Raw genomic sequence first — 4,371 nt, forward strand, 5'->3', positions numbered from 1 at the left:
TTTGTCGACCTCGAGGTCATAAGCCAATCTGTCAGGAAGGTTAAAGTACAACCTTCCCGCCAGCTCGTCTTATGCTTGTCGGACTTGCAAAGGATGTGCTGACATCGGCGTTCGCCACAGGACGTGGCGGTTTTTAGTCGATGATCATCTGTCAAGGCGCTTTTGCTTTTGATCTCAAAGCAATTAATCGTTCTTGGATCACTTGGCTTCGATCTCTAAGTGAATGCCGGTGAATTAAATCTTTATTGTTTAAATCGCTGTCTTCACACCAGTTTAGCCCTAACTGTGTACATTTGTCCCTACAGCTGGAAATTAATGATGTATCCATTATCGGGAACATATAGCTAGTGTATTGACAGCCTTTCGAAAGGTCATCTTGCCTTTTTTCTAAATCCAGTAAAAACTTTCCCCTGTTTAGTCCCAACTTTTCTATCTGGCTCAAGTTCTTTTTGAAAATTTGGATAGATTTTGATAAAGTTCTTTTAGCGCCGCCAGTGTTCCCACGCCGGTGATGATAATTTGAGACTGCAAATAAAATAAGTCCAACCCAAATAGAATGTTTATTCTTTGGATGAACCCTTTTCCAATATTCCTCAAGAATTTCATGACATTCAAAATAATCCCGATCTCCGTGGAAATGAATTAAATAATCGATATATTCATTTGGATACACGCTTTCACCCCCGATCATGTTTATTTTAACATAAGAAACATAACGGAATGAATGCGAATAGGCTGCTCAAACATGATTTTTTCCCATACTTGGAAAAATAAAAACCCGGCTATGAACCGGGTTTACTTTAAATCTTACAAAGTTATTCATATTCTAATCTCCGAAGCCGTATGACTTCCTCTGACATTTAATTTGCTTACTTCATTAGAAGCACCAAGAAGCACCTACAATAATTAATAGGATAAACAATACGACAATTAAAGCAAATCCTGTGTGCCCAAAGCCTACACTTGACATATCTTATACCTCCTATATTTCTCTCATTTGGTTGTTCAAAATCATCATATGTGGGCAGATGTTAAATGGTATGGGCGAATGAAATGTTTTTTCTTCCAATTTCGTTAAATGAATAAGGTTTAAATTTCTATTGGATATCGAGTATGAATAATTTATACTTATGTTAGTGTTAACTGGGGAATTTAAATAGAAATTTTGGTGAAAATTTTATGCAGGATGTTATGCATTATAATGTAAAGATTGACGCGTTTGAAGGTCCGCTCGATTTGCTGCTTCATTTAATCCACCGGCTTGAAATCGATATATATGATATTCCAGTGGCGGAGATTACGGAGCAATATTTATTATATATCCACACAATGCAGGAGCTTCAGCTTGATGTGGCAAGTGAATATTTGGTGATGGCCGCAACACTTCTGGCAATAAAAAGTAAAATGCTCCTCCCAAAGCATGAAGAGGATTTACTTGATGATGGGCTGATCATTCAAGAAGAAGAGAACCCAATGGACGAGTTAGTTGAGAAATTAATTGAATACCGTAAATATAAAGAAGCGGCTGTTGAACTTAAGGAGATGGAACAAGAAAGAGGTTTGATGTTTACAAAGCCTCCAAGTGATCTTTCCGACTATGTAAAGGAAGTTCAGACTGAAAAAACGGATTTGAATGTGTCTCTATACGACATGCTCGGTGCGTTTCAAAAGCTATTGCGCAGGCAGAAACTGCAGAAGCCGGTTACAACAAAAATTTCTCGTCAGGAAATTCCAATTGAAAAACGAATGGCCGAGATTTTAGATGATTTAAAGAGTATTAGAGGCAGAAAAAGCTTTAACGATTTGTTTGCCGTCCCTGATCGTGAACATATTGTTGTCACATTTCTTGCTGTTTTAGAGCTGATAAAGCGCAAAGAGATACATATCGAGCAAGAGAAAAACTTCTCAGAAATATTCTTGATGATTATGTAGCTTTACGGAAAATTACATGACTGTACACTAAAGGGGGTATAGATACTTGGAGTTAATCAATTGGAAAAGCATTGCAGAAAGCCTTCTTTTCGCAGCTGGGGACGAGGGGCTGTCTCTGAAACAAATCGCCATTGTCTTAGAGATCGATGAAATACAGGCTGAATCGGTTATGAACGAATTAATGGAGGATTACACTGATTCTTCGCGAGGGATAACGATCGTTGAGCTTGCTGGGACCTTCCAGCTGGCAACGAAGAAAGAAAACTCCGATTACCTTAAAAAACTAGTCGTCACTCCGACAACTTCAGGTCTCTCCCAAGCTGCACTAGAGACACTTGCCATTATTGCATATAAACAACCAATAACTAGAGCGGAAATAGAAGAAATTAGAGGGGTCAAAACAGAGCGTCCCCTGCATACTTTAGCTGCAAAAGCCCTTATTAAAGAAGTAGGAAGGGCTGAAGGTACTGGGAGAGCCTATTTATATGGAACGACTAAGGAATTCCTTGATTATTTTGGCTTAAAGCGAATAGAAGAACTGCCGGCCCTTCCTGAAAAAATGGATGAGGACGATTTCCTTCAGGAGGATGCTGATTTATTTTTCGGGAAATTCCAGGAATCATTTAGATCTTGAGTTTAGTCATTTATCTCTAACTATTTATGTTAAAATATAACTATCGTTAATGATAAAATTATTACATATGGGGTTATTGTTCTGGGAGGGTATGGCATGATCATTAAACAGTGTAATGGCTACGAGCTCGAAAAAGAAAAGTCAAATACTTCGGAGGATTTCTTTAATAGAAGTGAAATTACCTTTGAAGAAGATGGTGCAGAAAAAACACTACATGTATTGTATGTCCGCTATTTTGAGGATTTGTTAAATGAATTTACACCGTTCGAATCGAATCCAATCTTTTCTGCAGGTGAAAGGGCAGTGGAATTGAAAGATATTGTTGCTCTGGTTTGCTTATTGAAAAATCCTGGCTTCCGCCACAGAAAACGGCTCTACATAAATACACAGATGGAATTTGCTTCTTATTTTCAGGATATTGATTTTTCTAAACTTCCTGCTATATTTGAAGCTTTGGGGAGTCAAAAAAGCTATCAACTCCACTCTCCCTTAGAATATATTGTTCAGCCAAAATAGCAAATTAAATGCAAAGCAGCCCACAAGCTGCTTTTTTTTATGCAATTTTCCATGGAGTCGGTCATACGATAAAATCGGACCTAGAAAATGTAGGAAAAGAGGGATCAGCATGAGCCGTCTGGAAGAGTATATTCAAGACGTGTTTAAGTGGAATCAAGAAATGCGAGCATTTCTTGAATCGGAAGATACGGAAGGAAAGTCTGAACTTTGGACTAAGATGGACCGCCTGACAAATATAATAGAGGGGATTAAGAGCCCGCAAAGTATGGAGGATCTCTCTGTTGTACAAAGTTATGTTGATGAGCTCCACTCAGACATGGAGAAATATTTTCTTGAAAGGCAGCAGGTTGGCAGTATATATATGCATGAACCAAATGTGGCAGCAGGAAACCATGTGCTTCCTCCGCTGCCATATCCTTATAATGCGCTCGAGCCCTATATATCAGAAGAAATTATGAGACTACACCATGACAAACACCATAAATCGTATATTGATGGATTAAATAAAGCAGAGACCGCATTGCACGAGGCAAGGAAATCCGGAGATTTTTCACTAGTGAAGCATTGGTCAAGGGAACTGGCATTCCATGGCTCTGGTCATTATTTGCACACAATTTTTTGGAATAACATGAAGCCTAAAGGCGGAGGTAAACCATCCGGAGGTTTGTTGAAAGAAATCGAGAAATATTTTGGCAGCTTTGAAGCATTCAAGAAGCATTTCAGTGAAGCAGCAAAGCAAGTTGAAGGTGTTGGCTGGACTATACTTGTTTGGTCTCCACGCTCCCGTCATCTGGAAATCCTCCAATCTGAAATGCATATGCTTTTAACCCAATGGGATACAATCCCATTGCTAGTTCTGGATGTTTGGGAGCATGCCTATTATTTGCAGTATAAAAATAATCGTGGTGACTATGTAAATAATTGGTGGAATCTCGTGAATTGGAAAAATGTTGAAGAACGCTTCCGAAACGCATCAGAGCTAAAATGGAAACCATATTAATCAACTTAAGCTGGCGGAAAACATTTAGTTTTTCGCTTTTTTGTTTTTTAAACACTGTTATTTGCAAGTAGGTGCCCCAGTCAAGTTCGTGTTTTTTGTCATAACCCCGCTTGTCCCGCATAAAATTGTACAAAGAAAAGCGGAAGCGCCTTCGGAACAATCAAAGGACAATTGTTCCTGCGATGAATATTCGCAGTAGCTTTCCTTTGTGTCCAGCCCCGACAAGCATAAGTCAAGCAGGCGAGAAGGGTGTTCTTTCCCTTCTTGACTGATTGGCTTATGACCTCGA

At 38.9% G+C, this 4,371-nt stretch carries 7 protein-coding genes; 4 read left to right on the forward strand and 3 right to left on the reverse strand.

What is annotated here, in order from left to right; translation table 11 throughout:
- Positions 1–151: 151 nt before the first annotated feature.
- Positions 152–673, reverse strand: a complete 522-nt coding sequence (locus tag V7164_RS08035; protein ID WP_335346735.1) for a DUF309 domain-containing protein — start codon at positions 671–673, stop codon at positions 152–154.
- 204 nt (positions 674–877) lie between these two features.
- The gene (locus V7164_RS08040) at positions 878–970 is read right to left on the reverse strand and encodes a YjcZ family sporulation protein (RefSeq protein ID WP_335346734.1); all 93 of its coding nucleotides are present in this window, start codon (positions 968–970) and stop codon (positions 878–880) included.
- Between the two features lie 221 nt (positions 971–1,191).
- Here V7164_RS08040 and V7164_RS08045 point away from each other — a divergent pair, with 221 nt between their 5' ends.
- The 4 genes from V7164_RS08045 (at position 1,192) to V7164_RS08060 (ending at position 4,082) form a co-directional block, all read left to right on the forward strand.
- The gene (locus tag V7164_RS08045; RefSeq protein WP_335346741.1) at positions 1,192–1,932 is read left to right on the forward strand and encodes a segregation/condensation protein A; all 741 of its coding nucleotides are present in this window, start codon (positions 1,192–1,194) and stop codon (positions 1,930–1,932) included.
- 46 nt (positions 1,933–1,978) lie between these two features.
- Positions 1,979–2,566, forward strand: coding sequence for an SMC-Scp complex subunit ScpB (gene scpB, locus V7164_RS08050; protein ID WP_335353842.1), 588 nt, complete (start codon positions 1,979–1,981; stop codon positions 2,564–2,566).
- 96 nt (positions 2,567–2,662) lie between these two features.
- Positions 2,663–3,082: a hypothetical protein gene (locus V7164_RS08055; protein WP_335346732.1), complete on the forward strand. Its 420-nt coding sequence runs from the start codon at positions 2,663–2,665 to the stop codon at positions 3,080–3,082.
- Positions 3,083–3,191: 109 nt separating this feature from the next.
- Entirely contained in the window at positions 3,192–4,082 is an 891-nt protein-coding gene (locus tag V7164_RS08060) for a superoxide dismutase (protein WP_335346731.1), read from the forward strand.
- Between the two features lie 57 nt (positions 4,083–4,139).
- Here V7164_RS08060 and V7164_RS08065 read toward each other — a convergent pair.
- A partial coding sequence (locus tag V7164_RS08065) for a hypothetical protein (protein ID WP_335353843.1) occupies positions 4,140–4,371 on the reverse strand: 232 nt, incomplete at its 5' end.

Source organism: Bacillus sp. JJ1474 (assembly GCF_036965225.1).
Taxonomy (GTDB): Bacteria; Bacillota; Bacilli; order Bacillales; family Cytobacillaceae; genus Cytobacillus.